The organism is Roseitalea sp. (assembly GCF_984466335.1).
In genome coordinates this window covers 45,173-62,577 of the sequence record NZ_CFIFWG010000001.1, presented here as the reverse complement: position 1 = coordinate 62,577, position 17,405 = coordinate 45,173, and the positions used below count along the sequence as shown (strand labels likewise).

At 65.3% G+C, this 17,405-nt stretch carries 16 protein-coding genes; 11 read left to right on the top strand and 5 right to left on the bottom strand.

What is annotated here, in order from left to right; all coding sequences use genetic code 11:
• The 9 genes from AC5E6L_RS00335 to AC5E6L_RS00295 form a co-directional block, all read left to right on the top strand.
• Nucleotides 1-2,006, top strand: a 2,006-nt coding sequence (locus tag AC5E6L_RS00335; protein WP_491770461.1) for a hydantoinase/oxoprolinase family protein, incomplete at its 5' end; no start/stop codon positions are given.
• A gap of 3 nt (nt 2,007-2,009) precedes the next feature.
• Nucleotides 2,010-3,656, top strand: a complete 1,647-nt coding sequence (locus tag AC5E6L_RS00330) for a hydantoinase B/oxoprolinase family protein (RefSeq protein WP_491770459.1) — start codon at nt 2,010-2,012, stop codon at nt 3,654-3,656.
• A gap of 12 nt (nt 3,657-3,668) precedes the next feature.
• Nucleotides 3,669-4,421, top strand: a complete 753-nt coding sequence (locus tag AC5E6L_RS00325; protein ID WP_491229190.1) for an SDR family NAD(P)-dependent oxidoreductase — start codon at nt 3,669-3,671, stop codon at nt 4,419-4,421.
• A 4-nt stretch (nt 4,422-4,425) separates the two neighbouring features.
• The gene (locus AC5E6L_RS00320) at nt 4,426-6,336 is read left to right on the top strand and encodes a propionyl-CoA synthetase (protein WP_491770457.1); all 1,911 of its coding nucleotides are present in this window, start codon (nt 4,426-4,428) and stop codon (nt 6,334-6,336) included.
• A 9-nt stretch (nt 6,337-6,345) separates the two neighbouring features.
• A complete protein-coding gene (locus AC5E6L_RS00315; RefSeq protein WP_491770455.1) occupies nt 6,346-6,690 on the top strand; it encodes a RidA family protein in 345 nt (114 codons plus the stop codon).
• A 12-nt stretch (nt 6,691-6,702) separates the two neighbouring features.
• Complete coding sequence (locus AC5E6L_RS00310; protein WP_491230151.1) at nt 6,703-7,446, top strand: amino acid ABC transporter ATP-binding protein; 744 nt, start codon at nt 6,703-6,705, stop codon at nt 7,444-7,446.
• A 253-nt stretch (nt 7,447-7,699) separates the two neighbouring features.
• Entirely contained in the window at nt 7,700-8,758 is a 1,059-nt protein-coding gene (dctP, locus tag AC5E6L_RS00305; RefSeq protein WP_491770453.1) for a TRAP transporter substrate-binding protein DctP, read from the top strand.
• A 63-nt stretch (nt 8,759-8,821) separates the two neighbouring features.
• Complete coding sequence (locus AC5E6L_RS00300) at nt 8,822-9,328, top strand: TRAP transporter small permease (protein WP_491230153.1); 507 nt, start codon at nt 8,822-8,824, stop codon at nt 9,326-9,328.
• 16 nt (nt 9,329-9,344) lie between these two features.
• Nucleotides 9,345-10,682, top strand: coding sequence for a TRAP transporter large permease (locus tag AC5E6L_RS00295; RefSeq protein WP_491230154.1), 1,338 nt, complete (start codon nt 9,345-9,347; stop codon nt 10,680-10,682).
• 55 nt (nt 10,683-10,737) lie between these two features.
• Here the strand turns inward: AC5E6L_RS00295 and AC5E6L_RS00290 are convergent, their stop codons facing one another.
• From AC5E6L_RS00290 to AC5E6L_RS00270, 5 genes are read right to left on the bottom strand one after another with little or no spacing between them, the layout of a single operon-like run.
• Nucleotides 10,738-12,216, bottom strand: coding sequence for an aldehyde dehydrogenase family protein (locus AC5E6L_RS00290; protein WP_491770470.1), 1,479 nt, complete (start codon nt 12,214-12,216; stop codon nt 10,738-10,740).
• Nucleotides 12,217-12,218: 2 nt separating this feature from the next.
• Entirely contained in the window at nt 12,219-13,295 is a 1,077-nt protein-coding gene (locus AC5E6L_RS00285) for an alcohol dehydrogenase (RefSeq protein WP_491770450.1), read from the bottom strand.
• The gene (locus AC5E6L_RS00280) at nt 13,292-14,374 is read right to left on the bottom strand and encodes a CaiB/BaiF CoA transferase family protein (protein ID WP_491770448.1); all 1,083 of its coding nucleotides are present in this window, start codon (nt 14,372-14,374) and stop codon (nt 13,292-13,294) included. Before AC5E6L_RS00280 ends, AC5E6L_RS00285 begins: the two co-directional genes overlap by 4 nt.
• 3 nt (nt 14,375-14,377) lie before the next feature.
• Nucleotides 14,378-15,250 (bottom strand): MaoC/PaaZ C-terminal domain-containing protein, encoded by an 873-nt coding sequence (locus tag AC5E6L_RS00275; RefSeq protein ID WP_491770446.1) that lies wholly within the window; start codon nt 15,248-15,250, stop codon nt 14,378-14,380.
• Entirely contained in the window at nt 15,250-16,140 is an 891-nt protein-coding gene (locus AC5E6L_RS00270; protein WP_491770444.1) for an SDR family NAD(P)-dependent oxidoreductase, read from the bottom strand. The genes AC5E6L_RS00275 and AC5E6L_RS00270 overlap by 1 nt, the downstream gene beginning before the upstream one ends.
• A gap of 161 nt (nt 16,141-16,301) precedes the next feature.
• Here AC5E6L_RS00270 and AC5E6L_RS00265 point away from each other — a divergent pair, with 161 nt between their 5' ends.
• The gene (locus AC5E6L_RS00265; protein ID WP_491770442.1) at nt 16,302-17,081 is read left to right on the top strand and encodes an enoyl-CoA hydratase-related protein; all 780 of its coding nucleotides are present in this window, start codon (nt 16,302-16,304) and stop codon (nt 17,079-17,081) included.
• An 11-nt stretch (nt 17,082-17,092) separates the two neighbouring features.
• Nucleotides 17,093-17,405, top strand: a 313-nt coding sequence (locus AC5E6L_RS00260; protein WP_491770440.1) for an AMP-binding protein, incomplete at its 3' end; no start/stop codon positions are given.

Sequence of the window (17,405 nt, the reverse complement as noted above, 5' to 3'; positions counted from 1 at the left end):
GGCTTTCGACGGCCAAGGTGCTGACCGACTATGCCGAACCCGAACGGGCGATCCTGGAGGGCATCGCCAGGGCCGCCGGCGCGGCGGGGGTCGCTCTTGAAGACATCGGCCAGGTGATCCACGGCACGACGCTGGTCACCAATGCGCTGATCGAGCGGCGCGGCGCCAAGACGGCCTTCGTCACCACCGAGGGCTTTCGCGACGTGATCGAGATGCGCTCTGAAAACCGCTTCGAGCAATATGATCTCAACCTCGAACTGCCCGCGCCGCTGGTGCCGCGCAGGGACCGCTTCACGGTCGCCGAGCGTATCGGTCCTCGCGGTGAGGTGCTCTTGCCGCTCGACCCTGACGAGGCGGACGCGTTGGCCCGGCGCATCGTCGATGCCGGCTATGAGGCGGTCGCCATCGGCTTCATGCACGCCTACGCCAATGAGGGCCATGAGCGGATGATGGAAGATGCGCTGCGCCGCCACGCGCCGGCCCTGTCCATCTCGCTGTCGTCGGTCGTCTCGCCGCAGATGCGCGAGCTGCCGCGCTTCAACACCGTCATCGCCAATGCCTATGTGCGGCCGCAGGTGGCGGCCTATCTGGGCCGACTGGTGGCCCGGCTGCGCGATGCCGGCATCGGCGCGCCGGTCTTCATGCTGCATTCGGGCGGCGGGCTGATCGCGGTGGAGACGGCCGCCGCACAGCCCGTGCGCCTGCTCGAATCGGGACCTGCGGGCGGCGCCATCTTCGCCGCCACATTCGCCCGCGCGCACGGGCTCGACAAACTTCTGTCCTTCGACATGGGCGGCACCACCGCCAAGATCTGCCTTATCGAGGATGGCGAGCCCAAAACGGCCGGCACGTTCGAGGTGGCGCGCACCTACCGGTTCAAGAAGGGCTCGGGCATGGTGGTCTCGACGCCGGTCGTGGAAATGGTGGAGATCGGCGCGGGCGGTGGCTCGATCGCCTCGATCGATACCATGGGCCGCATCCAGGTGGGGCCGCGCTCGGCGGGCTCCGAGCCGGGGCCGGCCTGTTACCGGCGCGGCGGCACCGAACCCACCGTCACCGATGCCAACCTGCTTCTGGGCCGGCTGGACGCGGACAATTTCGCCGGCGGCGCCATCGCACTTTCGACCGACAAGGCTTCAACAGCGGTTGACGACAAGCTTGCGGCATCGCTTGGCCTGCCGGTGGAAGATGCCGCCTTCGGCATCACCGAAATGGTCGACGAGAACATGGCCAATGCGGCGCGCGTCCACACGGTGGAGAACGGTCGCGACATCGAGCATTTCACCATGATCGCATTCGGCGGCGGCGCGCCGCTGCATGCGTGCCGCCTGTGCGAGAAGCTGGGCATCGACGCGCTGATCGTCCCGCCCGGCGCGGGCGTGGGCTCGGCCATCGGCTTTTTGAAGGCGCCGTTCAGCTATGAGGCCACCAGGGGCCTGTTCCAGCGTCTCGATGCGTTCGACGCCGATGCCGTGAACGCTGCCTTGGCGGCACTGGACAATGAGGCCGCCGCCTTCGTGACGCAAGGCGCGGGCGACGCCGCCACGACAACGCGGCTGACCGCCTTCATGCGCTATTCGGGCCAGGGCTGGGAAATCCCCGTGCCGTTGGCGCACCGCGTCTTCACGGCGGACGACACAGACATGATCGGGCAAGCCTTCGAGGCCGCCTACCGGACCCTGTTCGGGCGCACCATCGACGGTCTTGCCATCGAGATTACCAACTGGTCGCTGGTGGTCGGCACGCGCCGGCCGCCGGCGGCAAGGGTCGGGCGCCCGCCCGACAGCGGCGCGGTTGTGCCCTCGCGGCCGCGCAGCTTCTACGACGCCGCGCAACGCGCAACCGTCGAGGCGCGCGAAGTGGAGCGCGCGGCGATGCGACCGGGCGTCGCGGTCGAAGGGCCGGCGGTGATCGTGGAAAGCGAGACCTCCACCATCGTCACCTCGGCCTTTCGCGCTACGGGGCAACCCGACGGCAGCCTGCTTTTGACGCGGAAGGGGGGCTGAGCCATGGCACCGACCTCCATCGATTATCAGATCATGTGGAACCGGCTCATCGCGGTGGTCGAGGAACAGGCGACGACGCTGATCCGCACCGCCTTTTCCACCTCCGTGCGCGAGGCGGGCGACCTATCGGCCGGCCTGTTCGACCACAAGGGCCGCATGATGGCGCAGGCCGTCACCGGCACGCCCGGCCATGTGAACGCCATGGCCGAAAGCGTCACCCATTTCGCCCGCGAGATCGGCGCGCGGAACATTTTCGAGGGCGACGTCTTCGTCACCAACGATCCCTGGCTGGGGACGGGCCATCTGCACGATTTCACCGTGGTCACGCCGATCTTCCGGGGCGGGCTGCACATCGGCTTTTTCGCCTGCACGGCCCATGTGGTCGATATTGGCGGGCGCGGCTTCGGGCCGGACGCCAACGAGGTCTATGAAGAGGGCCTCCTGATCCCGATCATGAAATTTGCAGAGCGCGGCCGGGTGGACGAGATGCTGCTGCGCATCGTGCGGGCCAATGTGCGCGAGCCGGACCAGGTGGCCGGCGACATGTATTCGCTGGCCGCCTGCAACGAGATCGGCGACCGCCGCCTTCAGGCCATGCTGGACGAGTTCGGCATCGCCGATCTGGACGGGCTTTCGGACTTCATCGTCGAGACCAGCCGCAAGGCGACGCGCGCGGCCATCGCCGAAGTGCCCTCCGGCACCTATCGCAACACGATGCAGGTCGACGGTTATGACGCGCCGGTGACCATGGTTGTGACGCTGACCGTCAAGGGCGACCGGCTGACCGCCGATTTCGCCGGCACGTCGGGCATGAGCCGGTTCGGCGTCAATGTGCCCGAGGTCTATACCCGAGCCTATGCCTGCTATGGGCTGAAATGCGCCATCGCGCCGCAGGTGCCCAACAATACGGGCTCGCTGGAGCCCTTCGAGATCACCGCGCCGGAGGGCTGCATCCTCGCCGCCAGACGCCCCGCGCCGGTCTCGGTGCGCCATGTGCTCGGCCATCTGGTGCCCGATGTGGTGCTGGGCGCGCTGCATCAGGCCATTCCTGGAACCGTGCCGGCGGAAGGGGCGAGCGCGCTGTGGAACATCCAGATTTCGGCGCGCCCCGGCGATCCGGCCAGCGGGCTGCCCAACCGCGAGGTGCTGATGTTCAATTCCGGCGGCACCGGTGCGCGCCCTTCCACCGACGGGCTGTCGGCCACGGCCTTCCCCTCCGGCGTCTCGACCATGAGCGTGGAGGCCACCGAACATGTCGGCCCCATCACCGTGTGGCGCAAGGATCTGCGCGAGGGTTCGGGTGGGGTTGGCGCTTTGCGGGGTGGATTGGGGCAGACGATCGAGATCGAACCGCGCGCGGGCTATGATTTCTGGTTCAACGCCATGTTCGACCGTGTAGAAAACGCCGCGCGCGGCCGCGAGGGCGGCGGGCCGGGCGGGGCGGGGCGGGTCGAACTGGTCGACGGCACGCCTTTGAAGGCCAAGGGCCGGCAACTGGTCAGGAACGGCCAGCGCCTGCGGCTCTGCCTGCCGGGCGGGGGCGGCTATGGCGATCCGGCAAGGCGCGACAGGGCGCGTGTCGCCGCCGATCTGGAGGCGGGCATGATCACGCCGGAACAGGCGAAGGCCGATTACGGCTACGAGGATTGAGAGGATAAAGGCATGACGGACACACAATTGGCGCTGGTCACCGGCGCCGCGCAGGGCATCGGCTATGCCTGCGCCGAGGCTTTGGCCGAAGACGGCGCGCGGCTGATCCTGGCCGACATCGATGCCAACGGCGTGAAGGATGCGGCCGAAAGGCTCGGAGGCGGGGCCGTCGGCATGGTCTGCGACATGGGCGATGCCGGTCAGATCGACGCCCTGTTCGATGCGATCGAAGCCGGGCACGGGCCGGTGTCGATCCTCGTCAACAATGCCGGCGTCGCCATGCCCGGCGATTTCCTCACCTATGATCTGGCGGCGTTCGAGCGGGTTATCGACATCAATCTGCGCGGCGTTTTCCTGGCCACCCAGCGCGCCGCCAGGACCATGGTCGCGGCAAAAATCGAGGGCGCCATCGTCAACATGTCGTCGATCAACGCCCAGGTGGCGATCCCGGCCATTCCCGCCTATTGCGCGTCCAAGGGCGGTGTCATGCAGCTCACCAAGGTCGCGGCGCTGGCGCTCGCGCCGCACAATATCCGCGTCAACGCGGTGGGGCCCGGCTCCATCGACACGGAGATGATGGCCGGCGTCAACGCCAACCCCGAGGCGATGAAGATGGTGATGTCGCGCACCCCGCTCAAGCGCGTGGGCACCCCGCGCGAGATCGCCGATGTGGTGGCGTTCCTCGCCGGCAAAAAGGCCAGCTACATAACCGGCGAGACCATCTATGTGGATGGCGGGCGCATCGGCATGAACTATACGTGCTGATCCGATGACGGGTTCGCGCTACGCTGAGACCTATGCGCGCTGGAAGGCCGACCCGGTCGCCTTCTGGCGCGAAGCGGCCAAGGCCATCGACTGGTTCGAGCCGGCCAAGACGGTCTTCGATCCGCAGATGGGCGCCTATGGCCGCTGGTTCGCGGGTGCCACCTGCAACACCTGCCACAATTGCGTGGACCGGCATGTGGCGGCGGGCCATGGGGACCGCACGGCGCTGATTTACGACAGCCCCGTCACCGGCACGGTCGAAAGCTTCGCCTATGCCGACCTTCTGGCACGGGTGAGCGCGCTCGCGCATGTGCTGCGCGCCCAGGGCGTCGGCAGGGGCGACCGCGTGATCGTCTATATGCCCATGGTGCCCGAGGCGATTTTCGCCATGCTGGCCTGCGCGCGGCTGGGTGCGATCCATTCGGTCGTCTTTGGCGGCTTTGCGGCGCGCGAACTGGCCACGCGCATCGACGATGCCCAGCCCAAATGCATCGTCTCGGCTTCCTGCGGCATCGAGCCGAACCGCATCGTCGCCTATAAGCCGCTCCTGGACGAGGCCATCGACATCGCATCGGTCAAGCCGCAGACCTGCCTGATCCTGCAACGCGAAGCGCTCCCCTGCGAGATGGTGCCCGGCCGCGATCTCGATTATGCCGAAACGGTCGGCGCGGCGCTCGCAGCGGGCGCCACGACGCAATGCGTGCCCGTTCTGGCCACCGACCCGCTCTATATCCTCTATACCTCGGGCACGACTGGCCAGCCCAAGGGCGTGGTGCGCGACAATGGCGGACACATGGTCGCGCTGAAATGGACCATGGCGCACCATTACGGCGTCAAGCCCGGCGAAACCTTCTGGGCGGCGTCCGATGTCGGTTGGGTCGTCGGCCATTCCTATATCTGCTATGCGCCGTTGCTGCATGGCTGCGCCACGGTGCTCTATGAGGGCAAACCGGTGGGCACGCCCGATGCCGGCGCCTTCTGGCGGGTGATCGCCGACCACAAGGTGGCGGCGCTCTTCACCGCGCCCACGGCCTTCCGCGCCATCCGGAAGGAGGACCCGGACGGCGCGCTGATCGGCGATTACGACCTGAGCGCCTTCCGCACGCTGTTCCTGGCCGGCGAACGTTCCGATGCGGCGACCATCGCCTGGGCGCGCGACACGCTCGACCGGCCGGTGGTGGACCACTGGTGGCAGACTGAAACCGGCTGGCCCATGTCCGGCAATCCGGTGGGCCTTGGCCTCGTGCCGGTCAAGCCCGGCTCGCCGGGCGTGCCCATGCCGGGTTACGCCATCGACGTGCTCGACGATGCAGGCCATCCCGTGCCGCGCGGCACGCTGGGCAATATCGTCTGCAAGCTGCCGCTGCCGCCCTCGGGCTTTCCCACATTGTGGAACGCCGAAGATCGCTTCCGCAAAGCCTATCTGGACGAGTTCCCCGGCTATTATGCGACATCGGACGCCGGGATCATGGACGAGGACGGCTATGTCTTCATCATGGCGCGCACCGACGACATCATCAATGTGGCCGGGCACCGGCTTTCCACGGGCGCCATGGAAGAGGTCATCGCCGGCCATCCCGATATCGCCGAATGCGCGGTGGTCGGCATGGCCGACGCCATCAAGGGGCAATTGCCCATCGGCTTCTTCGTCACCAAGGCCGGTGTCGAGCGAAGTGAGGCGGAGCTTGAAAAGGAGCTTGTGGCCCTGGTGCGCGAAAGGATCGGGCCGGTGGCCGCCTTCAAGACGTCCATCGCCGTGCCGGGCCTTCCCAAGACGCGCTCGGGCAAGGTGGTGCGCGGCACCATGCAGAAGATCGCCGACGGCACGGACTGGCGCATGCCGGCCACCATCGACGATCCTGCGAGCCTCGACGACATCGCCGCGGCGCTGAAGGCGCGCGGCCTTAGGCAATAGGATGGAAACATGATCGAACGCCTGCACACCGGCCGGCGCATGAGCAAGATCGTCAGGCACAACGGCACCGTCTATCTGTGCGGTCAGGTCGGCGAGGGCGAGACGGTGGCCGGGCAGACCGCCGACTGCCTGTCGCGGGTGGACGCGCTTCTGAAGGAGGCGGGCTCGGACCGCGCGCATATTCTGCAAGCCATCGTCTGGCTGGCCGACATGGCCGATTTCGCCGCGATGAACGCCGTTTGGGACGCCTGGGTGCCGCAAGGCCATGCCCCGGCCCGCGCCTGTGGCGAGGCAAGGCTCGCCCGGCCGGCGCTGAAGGTCGAGATCATCGTCACCGCCGCGATCAGCGATTGAGGGAACGCTGCGATGGGCAATGTCCCGGCCATAGCCATGCGTAATGTGAACAAGTTCTACGGCAAGCACCATGCCCTGCGCGACGTCACCCTGTCGGTGGCCAGGGGCGAGAAGATGGTCGTGTGCGGGCCCTCCGGCTCGGGCAAGTCGACCATGATCCGGACGATCAACCAGCTTGAGGAACACCAGTCCGGCACGATCGAGATCGACGGCGAGGAGATCCGGGCGGACGCGCCGAACATGGACGCGGTGCGCCGCAGGGTCTCCATGGTGTTCCAGCATTTCAACCTGTTCCCGCACATGACCGTGCTGGAGAACTGCACGCTGGCGCCGGTCCGCACCAAGAAGGCGACGCCGGCGGAGGCCGAGGAACTGGCGATGGCCTATCTGTCGCGGGTGCAGATCGCCGATCAGGCGCACAAGCATCCCGCGCAACTGTCCGGCGGGCAGCAGCAGCGCGTGGCCATCGCCCGCTCGCTGTGCATGCAGCCCGACATCATGCTGTTCGACGAGCCGACATCGGCGCTCGACCCCGAAATGATCGGCGAGGTGCTCGACGTGATGGTCTCACTGGCGAACGAGGGCATGACCATGGTCTGCGTGACCCACGAGATGGGCTTTGCGCGCAAGGTCGCCGATCGCGTGGTGTTCATGGATGCGGGTGAGTTGGTTGAACAGAACGATCCGGAAACGTTCTTCACAAGCCCGCAAAACGACCGCGCCCGAGAGTTTCTCGATAAGGTGCTCAGCCATTAGGTCGTGTGGGGGTTCAGGTTTCGGGCCTGGTTGTTCACGACGGCCCGGCGGCTGCCCATTCCCCCAGCTCTCCTTGCCGAATGCTCCGCGGGGACCGTTGGCCGAGTGGCCGGCGGTTCGCACTTCGGTGCGCCCGCAACGGGCCATGCAAGCAATGGCGAGAAATAGATTGCTAGATAATAGTTATCATGCTATCTATCATCCTACTAAGCATTGCTCAATGAAGTTTGTGCTTGAAACTGGGAGGAACCACGTGACCAAGCTTTTCAAAATGGCGGCACTGGCCGCGGCGACATCCGTCTTTGCGTTCGGCGCGCAGGCGCAGACCCTGTTGATCTCCAACGATCCGGGACCGAACCGCGGCATCCGGGCCGAGGCGGTCAACCATCTTAGCACGCTGATCGCCGAGAAATCGGGGGGGGCTCTTGCGGTTGAGAACAATTGGGGCGGGGCGCTCTTCCAGACGACGGCCGCGCTCGATTCCATGAGCGCCGGCGTGGCCGATCTGGGTCTGATCGTCGGGCCTTATACCCAATCGGAAATGCCGGAGCTGGCGCTCGGCGGCCTGCCGATGACCAATGCCAGCCCCTGGGTGATGATGAGCGCGATGCATGAGCTCTTCACGACCAACGAAACGATCAAGGCGCGCCTTGACGAGCGCAATCTGGTGTTCGTCAACTTCTATGCGCTGCCAATTGCGCTTCTGGGCTGCAATGAAGGCCAGATCAGGTCCGTTGCCGATGTCGATGGCGTCAAGATCAGCCGCACCAACTCCATGAGCGACCTGTTCCAACCGCTTGGCGGCAACATGGTCAACATGCCGATCTACGAGGTCTATCAGAGCATGCAGACCGGCCTGATCGACTGCACGGTCACCTATGGCTATTTCGCCAAGGCGACCCAGCTCGACGAGTTGCTTGAGACGATCACCCCCATCGAGCTGTCTTCAAGCATCGTTCTGGCCACGGTGATGAACAAGGACTCCTTTGAGAGCCTTTCCGAGGACGAACGGGCTGCTGTCCTGGCAGCAGGCGCGGCCATGCCCGATTTCTATGGCGAATATCTGGGCCGGGCCGAGGCCGCGGCAATCGAAGCCATGACATCCGGCGAAGGGGCGTTGTCCCAGCGCGCGTTCAGCGAAGCCGATTATGAGGCGTTCGGCGAAGCGGCGCGGCCGATCATCGATATCTGGCTGGCGGATGCCCAGGCCACCGGCCTTGACGGTCAGGCGATCATGGATGAGATGCTGTCCCTGATCGAGAAGTGGAACGCCATCGAAGCCAATGATGGGGTCCCTTGGGAACGCAGCTAACCACCAGCGAGCGGACCCTGCGGCGTGCTTGTGCGCCGCAGGACCAAGAGCCGGAACCGCACAATGGTCAATCGCCTTTTCGGTCGAATCGAGTTCATCCTCGAAACATTGGGGGCAATCTCGATCGTTCTGCTCTGCATTCTGATCGTCGCCATTGTCATCTGTCGCGAATTCCTCGGCTTTGGCTTTCCTGATGGCATCATCATCGTGCGTGAGTTCATGGTCCCGGCCATCTTGTTTCCTCTGAGCGCGGCCACGGCGAAGCGCGCCAATGTATCGATCGAGGTCATTGCAAGCTTCTTTCCCGATTGGCTCAACCGCTGGATCGCCGTGTTCGCCGCACTGGTTGGAATGGTCGTCGTTTCGGCCCTGCTGGCCGGCGGCTGGGACCAGTTCACGCGCGCGCTCGAAAGTGGCTCGCATCACGGCGGCGATCTGTTCATCCCCAAATGGATCAGCCGGGGTGCCTTCGTTTTGGCCTTTGCTTTCGTGCTCTTGCGCCTTCTGACCATCCTTTGGGTGGATGCGCGCGCGGCGGTCATGGGTCGGCCGGCCCCGGCCACCTTATAGCGGCGCGGGCGGAACAGTGGACGTTTCCCTCATAGGCTACATCGCCTGCGCGGCGGTGATCGTGCTTCTGGCGATCCGGGTGCCCATCGCCTGGGCCATTGGCGGTGTCGCCGTCGTGGCGCTGTTCTTCGTCTTCGCCATGCGAACGGGCACCTTCATGCCCGACCGTGCCCTGTCGCGAACGCTGTCGGTTGCGTTTTCGAGCAGCTTCAGCATCATCCACTCCTACAATCTGTCGATGATCCCGCTGTTCATCGCGCTGGGGCACGTGGCATACAAGGCGGAGATCACCACCGAGATCTACAAGGCGGCGCGGATCTGGCTGGCGCGGATGCCGGGCGGCGTGGCCATTGCGTCGATTGCCGGTTGCGGTGGCTTCTCGGCCATCTCCGGCTCGTCCATCGCCTGCGCATCGACCATGGGCAAGATCTGCACGCCGGAGATGCTCAGGCTGAAATATGATCCCCGCCTCGCCACGGCGAGCGTCGCGGCCGGCGGCACGCTGGGCGCGCTGATCCCGCCGTCGATCCTGTTTATCATCTACGCCATCTTCACCGAGACATCGATCGGGCAGCTTTTCCTCGCCGGCTTCGTGCCGGGCATGATCTCGCTGCTCGGCTATGCGCTGGTGGTCTGCATATGGGTGCGTCGCTCGCCCGAGATCGCGCCCGTCAGCGATGTGACCTATTCGCGTGAGGAGCGCTACCGGGCGCTTCTGGCCTCCTGGCCGGCCTTGCTGCTCTTCGTCATCGTCATCGGCGGCATCTATGGCGGCCTCTTCACCGCCACAGAAGCGGCGGCCCTGTCCTTGATGTTCGCCACATTGTTCGGCGTGGTCCGGGGGCGGATCAAGCTGCGCGACATCGTTCCGCTGGTGCGCGAGGTGACGGTCACCACCACGGTGATTTTCTTCATTGCGGCCTGCGCAAAGATTTTCGTGGCGTTGATCGCGCTGACGGGGCTTTCCAACGATCTGGTCGCAGCCATTGCCCAGACCAACATCGGCCCTTGGGGCTTCATCGCCATCATCTGCCTGATCTATCTGGTGCTCGGCATGTTCCTCGATCCGGTCGGGATCATGGTGCTGACGCTGCCCCTGATCATCCCGATGGTCGAAGCCTTCGGGTTCGATCTGATCTGGTTCGGCGTCATCATCGTCAAGCTTTTGGAGATCGGCCTCATCACGCCGCCGGTGGGGCTGAACGTGTTTGTCCTTGCGGCGACCATCGAGGAGAAGGTGGGGATCGGCCGGATCTTCGCCGGCATATGGCGGTTCCTGATCAGCGATTTCATCGTGCTGATTCTGCTGATCGCGGTGCCGGCGATTTCACTTATCCTGCCAAGATCGATGTAGGAAAGACCACCCCGATACGGGCATGCAACGCGTCGGGCCGAGATGCATTTGTATCCTATTGGGGCTCGCCGAGTTCGACCCAGACCGATTTCGACTTGAGATATTTCTCATAGCCGGCGCGACCAAGATCCTTGCCCAGGCCGGATTTCTTCATACCGCCGAACGGGCTCGTCATGTCCTCGCCCCGGCCCCAATGGTTGATCCAGACCGTGCCGGCGTCGATCCGCTTCGATGCGGTCAGTGCGCGGTCGAGATCGGCGGTGTGGACCGAGGCGGCGAGGCCATAGTCCGGGTGGTTCGCCTTGGCGATACCATCCTCGAAGCTCCCGAACGTATCGACGGCCAAGACCGGGCCGAATATTTCCTCTTGAAAGGCGATGTTCTCCGGCCCCACCCGGTCGAGGATGGTCGGTGCATAGGCGTGAATGCCATCATTGGTCTTGACCGGTTCACCGCCAAAAAGGCGTGTGGCGCCCTGCTTCTCGGCCCCCTCGACAATGCGGCCGATGCGTGTGAGCTGCGCCTTGTTGATGATCGGCGGCAAGGTGGTCCCGTCGCTCCAGGTCGGTCCGGTGACAAGCCTGCCCAACCGGTCGGCGATCTTGGCAATCAGCGCGTCTTTGACGGCCCGGTGGACCACCAGCCGCGATCCGGCGAAGCAGACCTGGCCGCTATTGTAGGCCACCCCGCGCGCGACGAGATCGGCGATATGGTCGAGGTCTTTGGCATCGTCGAAGACGAGCTGGGCACCCTTGCCGCCCAGCTCCAGGCTGACCGGTTTCAGACCGTTGGCGGCCGCGTCCGCCATGATCTTCGCACCGGTCGCGCTTGAGCCGGTGAAGGTCACGTAATCGGTGTGGGGGTGCCGGACCAGCGCCCGGCCGACCGCCGCATCGCCGGGCAGCACGTTGAAGACGCCCCCGGGCAGGCCCGCCTGGGCGCCAAGCTCGGCGACTTTCAAGGCCGAGAAGGGGGTGAATTCGGATGGTTTGAGGATGACGGCATTGCCAGAGGCGAGCGCGGGCGCGAATTTCCACGCCGACAGGATCAGCGGAAAATTCCACGGCGCGATGGCGACGACGACACCATAGGGTTCTGTCGTGACCATGGAAAGCTGACCGCTTGCGGTGGCGGTCACGGCGCTCTCATAAGTCTCGGCGTAAGCTGCGAAGGTGCGCAGCGCCGAAGCGACGACCATCACGTCGCGCCCCATGACGTCGCCGAACGGCCGCGAGGAGGCAACCGCTTCAAGCGCGGCGAGCGTTTCGGCATTCGCCTCGACAAGATCGGCCCAGCGGTGAAGCACGCGCCCGCGCGCCTTGGCGCTCTGGTTCGCCCAGCCCGATGCGCGCGCCGCCTTGCGGGCGTGGCGCGCGACGCGGTCCACATCGTCGGCCGTCGCGGTCGAATAGGCAAGGCTCAGGCGCGTATCGGAGGGGCAAGGATGCTCAAAGGTGGGGCCCTTGGCCTTCTGCAAACGGCCCTCAGCGAACAGGCCGGCGGGGCGCTCAAGCGTCTTCGGATCGAAATGCATGTTCACTCTGCCGCCTCAAAGCCGCGATTCACCAGAACCGCCCGTCCGCAGATTTCGCCTCGCGACAAGGCGCCGAGCACATCGCCTGCCCGCTCCATGGGCCGTTCTTCGATTGGCAGGCGCGGCGCGCCATGGGCCCGCACATGGGCCACGTAATCGGCCATGTCATCGAGACTGCCGACATAGGAGCCGGCCACCGTCAGGGCGCGTACCGGAAAGAGCGGCAGGGGATGGCTGAATTCGCCGCCGAAAAGCCCGATCAAGACCAAGGTGCCGCCCTTTTCCAACGCCTTCACCGCGTAGCTGGCGGTCGCCTCGCCGCCGACGAAATCGAGCGCGGCGAGAATCGGCGCCTCGGCGATCTGTTTGAGTTTTTCGATATCGGTTGCCGTGGCGTCTGCGGCGGTCGAGGCGCCGGCCTCCAGCGCAAGCGCGCGTTTTTCGGCGTTCAGATCGAGCGCGACGAGCCGGGTCCAGCCCATCTGCCGGGCGAGCGCGATGGTGGTCTGCCCAAGCCCGCCCGCGCCGATGACAAGCACGGCGGCATCTTTGGGGACATCGGCGATCTTCTGAAGCGCGCCGAAGCTTGTCAGTCCCGAACAGCTGAAAAGCGCGGCGCTTGCCGTATCGAGATCGCCGATGTCGAACAGGTAACGCGGATGGGGGACGACGACATGGCTGGCATAACCGCCGGGCGCGAACACGCCCAAGAAGCGACCATTGGCGCACAGATGATCTTCATCCGCAGCGCAGCGAAAGCACGCGCCACAGCCGATCCAGGGGTAGACGGCGACATTGCCTTTGGAGACGTGGCCGGCATCCGGACCGGCGGCGGCGACCCGCCCAACGATCTCATGGCCGAGGGTCAGCGGCGGGCTGACGCCCCGGTCCTCGAAACGGAGCTCCTTGCCGCCGCCGATCTCATAGCCCCCGTGATGGACATGAAGATCGGTATGGCAGACCCCGCAATGGGACACCTCAACGATCACTTCCGAGCCGGTCGGGTCAGGCAGGTCGCGGCGCATGGCCTTGATCGGCCCGCCGAACGCGGCAGCTTCGAAACGCGTGGCGCGGATCATGATGCGCCTCCGGCGGCCTTCTTTCCGGCCGCCATCTTTCCGGTTGCCATCTTTCCGGTTGCCATGGCCGCTGTGCCGAGAAAGCGGGGCGCGGGCGCGGGCTGCGGGCCCGTCGGCGTGCGGGCATTGAGCGCACGCGCTTTCATATGCGGATGGTCCAGTGCCTCATCGGGGTCGAGCACCGGCGCGATGCAGCAATCGATGCCTTCAAGGATGGCACACCATGCATTCCGGGTTTTGGTGAGAAAGTGCGCTTCGAGCGTGGTGGCGGTCTCGGCGGGTGCCTCAAGCGAAGCATGGCGCTCAAGTTCGGCGCCCTCAAAGCCCATGGCGGCGAGGAGGTTGGCGAAGAATTTCCGCTCCAGCGCGCCGACGCTGAGCCACTTGCCATCGGCGCAGGTATAGACGCGGTAATTGGGCGCCGATCCGTCAAGCCGGTTGGCGGCGCGCTCATATCGCCAGCGGCCGCGCGCCTTCTGCCCGCGCACGAAACCCATCATCGCATTGGTACCATCGCAGATCGCCGCATCGACCACGTCTCCCGCGCCGGTGGCCCGTGCCTTGTGAAGCGCCGCCAGAAGGCCGATGACCAGATAGGTCGCGCCGGCGCCAAAGTCGCCCAGAAGGTTCAACGGTGGCTGGGGCGGACGGCCCGCCTCGCCCATCGACCAGAGCGCGCCGGTGATCGCGATGTAGTTGATGTCGTGGCCGGCGCTCTGTGCCAGCGGGCCATCCTGACCCCACCCTGTCATGCGGCCGTAGACAAGAGCCGGGTTGGCGCCATGACAGTCCTCCGGCCCGAGCCCCAGGCGCTCCATGACGCCAGGGCGGAACCCTTCAATCAGCATGTCGGCCTCGATGACGAGCCGCAGCGCTTCGGCGCGGCCATTTTCGACCTTGAGGTCGAGATGGATCGTGTCGCGGCCCCTTGTCAGGACGTCCAGTCCCGGCGGCGCTTCAGGGCCGGGCCGGGCGATGCGCGTCACCTTGGCGCCCATGTCCGCCAGAATCATCGCCGCGAACGGCGCCGGACCCATTCCGGCAAACTCCACGACGCGTATGCCGTTCAGGGGCGGCATCGCTCAGCGGATCTCGGCGCGGCCGTGATCGAGCGCGATGACGTCCCGATCCGCGATCCGCGCCCGGAAGGAGACGGTCTCGCCACTGCGCCACATCTCCACGCGCATCGTCTCGCCTGGATAGACGGGCTTGGAGAAGCGTAGCCCGATCGCCTTGAGGCGGCTCGGATCGTAATCGCAATAGCTGGCCAGCAGTGCACGGGTGGCGATGCCGAAGGAGCAAAGCCCGTGCAGGATCGGCCGCTCGAAGCCGGCCGCCGCGGCCATGTCCGGGTCCACATGGAGCGGATTGGGATCGCCGGAGAGGCGATAAAAAAGCGCCGATCGCGGGTCGATATGGGTCTCGAAACTGGTCTGAGGCGGCCCTTCGGGAACGATGTGGGGCGCGGGCTGCGGCCCCATATCGCCGCCGCAGCCGCCATTGCCGCGCGCAAAGTTAACGACACGCACCGTCGCCAGCTCACCTTGCTCGTCCTGAATGGCGCGCTCCAGATAAATCAAAGCGCCCTTGTCGGCGCCCTTGTCGATGATGCGCGTGACCTTCGTCTTGGCCCGAACCCAAGCCTCCGGGGGCAGGGGGCGGTGTAGGACGACTTCCTGCTCGGCATGAAGAAACTTTTGCCAATCGATGCCGGTATCGGGATCGCGTGCCCAGAACCCAGGGCCCGCCAGAACGGCTGCCATGGAAGGCACGACCTTCAGTTCCGGTTCCTCGAAGACGAAAGGCAGCTCGGCGCGGTTGGTGGGGTTCTCGCCAAAGCCGACGCCAAGCGCGTAAAGGATGCAGTCCCTGGTGGCGTAACTCTGGAAGACCTCCGGAAACCTGTAGCCTTCCAGCTTGTCGCGGAACGATTCCTGCGTGTCGACAACGCCCATCAGACGGGCTCCCAGCCGAACACATCGTTCGAGCGCTCAAGTGGCGTCAATGCGCCCTCCATCGCGGGGAAGGCGGCAGAAAGGATCGTCTCGGGCGACCAGCCCTCGGGGTTGGCGAGCGAACGGGTCGGACGCGGCTGGCTCATAAGGTGAATTTCGTTGCCTCGGCAGACGAAAATCTGCCCCGTGATGTGCTGCGCATCGGGCGCGGCAAGGGCGACGACCAGATTCGCGATCTTGGCCGGCGTCATCTTTTTGAACCTTTCGACACGGGCTTTTTCTTCGTCGGTTTCGGTCGGGATGACGCCGATGAGACGGCTCCAGGCCTGGGGCCCGATGACGTTTGAGGTGACATTGTAGCGCGCCATATCGAGCGCGATGGCGCGCGACAGGCCGACAATGCCGAGCTTGGCGGCGATGTAGTTGGCCTGGCCGAAATTGCCGATCAGCCCTGAATTGGAGGTCATATGGATCATCCGACCCGATGCCTGCGATCGGAAGACCGGCGCGGCGGCGCGGGCGAGGTTGAACGAACCCTTCAAATGCACCGCGATCACGGCGTCCCAGTCCGCCTCGCTCATCTTGTGGAAGATTGCATCGCGCAATATGCCGGCATTGTTGACGACGATGTCAAGGCGGCCGAACCGGTCGACGGCCTGCTCCACCATGGCGTCGGCATTGCCATATTCGGTGATGGAGGCTGCGTTGGAAACGGCCTGCCCGCCTGCGGCTTCGATCTCGCCGACCACCGAAGATGCCGGTCCCGCATCGTTGCCGCCGCCATCGGACGCGCCGCCGAGATCGTTGACGAGGACCGAGGCGCCATGGGCGGCCAACAAAAGCGCAATGTCACGTCCGACGCCACGTCCGGCGCCGGTGACAATGGCCACCTGACCCTCCAAAAGAACGCGGCCATTAGAGTGTGAACCGTCCAAGATGGCTCCCCTATATGTCGACGAGCGGCTTCGCCTTTTCAGCCGATAAATAATACACTTGCAAATAGATAACAAGCGAATTAAATCGAACCAACACCGACTTAGAGAGGGTTTTCGTGCCCCAGCTTTTGGAAAGCCGACGCGGCGATGTTCTCGTCCTGACGCTCAATCGGCCGGAAAAGCGCAACGCGCTGACGGCCGAGATGCGGTCGGCTCTGTTGGCGGTGCTGGAGCGCGAAACCGCCGCGCCAAGCGCCCGGGCGCTGCTTGTCAGGGGTGCGGGAGGTGCGTTTTGCGCGGGCGCCGATGCGACCCCGGATACGATTTTGGCGCGACGGACGACCATCGAAGCTGAACTCAGGGCCGGAATGAACCGGATCGTGAGCTTGATCGCCGCGCTTTCCTACCCGGTTGTCGCAGCGGTTCAGGGGCCCGCGGCCGGTGCGGGCACCGGCCTTGCGCTGGCCGGCGATCTGATGGTGGCGGCGCCGTCGGCTCGTCTCCATATGGCGTTCACCAAAATCGGCGCCGTTCCGGACGCGGGCACTGTTTTCGCGCTCACCCACAAGCTTGGCGTGTCGCGGGCGGCATCACTGGCGCTTTTGGGCGAGGTGATCGAGGCCGAGCAGGCGCTGGAATGGGGGCTTGCAGCGAAACTCTTGTCGGAGACGGACTTCGAGGATGAAGCCTATGCCTTTGCGGCCCATCTCGCTGCCGGGCCGACGCGGGCGCTGGGATTGACCAAGCGTCTTGTGGTCTCGGCGCGCTCGGGCGATCTGGGGGCGCATCTGGCCCTTGAAGCCCGGTTGCAAGCGGAGGCGTTCGCCTCACCCGATTTCGATGAAGGTGTTCGGGCGCGGGCGGAAAAACGCACGCCAAAGTTCAGCGGCAGGTGACGAGACGGGCAATGGCTGGAGACGTTGCTTTTGCCGGCAGGCGCTTCGATGCGGCGAGCATTGCTGGGCAAGCGGCGCGTGCCGCCTCGGGGCTCGTCGCGCTCGGGGCGGCAGAGGGCCGCGTGGCGCTTTTTTTGCGTAACGACATCGCCTTCCTGACCGCGAGCGAGGCGGTGCGCCTTGCGGGAGCCGCCACGCTGCCGATCAACTGGCACCTGAAGGCCGGCGATGTCGCCTACATCCTTGAGGATAGCCAGACCCGCACCGTCATTGCTCATGCCGATCTCTGGCGCGGCGTGGTCCAGCGCCTGCCCGAAGCTTTGC